Origin of the sequence: Mesorhizobium tamadayense (assembly GCF_003863365.1) — a bacterium.
Lineage (GTDB): Bacteria > Pseudomonadota > Alphaproteobacteria > Rhizobiales > Rhizobiaceae > Mesorhizobium > Mesorhizobium tamadayense.
In genome coordinates, this window is record NZ_RQXT01000257.1 from 1 (window position 1) to 426 (window position 426).

1 protein-coding gene is annotated in these 426 nt (G+C 66.2%); it reads right to left on the reverse strand.

Features of this window, described 5'->3' with window-relative positions:
* Positions 1–426 (reverse strand): IS256 family transposase (locus EH240_RS37570; RefSeq protein ID WP_206075412.1); only part of this gene is annotated, 426 nt, incomplete at both ends.

A 426-nucleotide genomic window follows, 5' to 3' on the forward strand; every position in this document is an offset into this window, starting at 1 on the left:
TCGGAGACGACGAGCTTGACGCCGCGCAGGCCGCGGCGGGTCAGCTTGCGCAGGAACTCCGTCCAGATCGGCTCGGCCTCAGACGTGCCGACCTCCATGCCCAGCACCTCGCGCCGGCCGTCCGCGTTGACGCCCACAGCGATGATGACGGCGACCGAGACGATGCGGCCGCCGCGGCGCACCTTCAGGTAGGTGGCGTCGATCCACAGATATGGCCAGTCGCCCTCGATGGGTCTTTCAAGAAACGCTTTGACCTTGCCGTCGATCTCTTCGCACAGCCGGCTGACCTGGCTTTTGGAGATGCCGCTCATGCCCATGGCCTTGACCAGGTCGTCGACCGAGCGGGTCGAGATACCCTGGACGTAGGCCTCCTGGATGACGGCGGTCAGCGCCTTCTCGGCCATGCGGCGTGGTTCGAGGAAACCG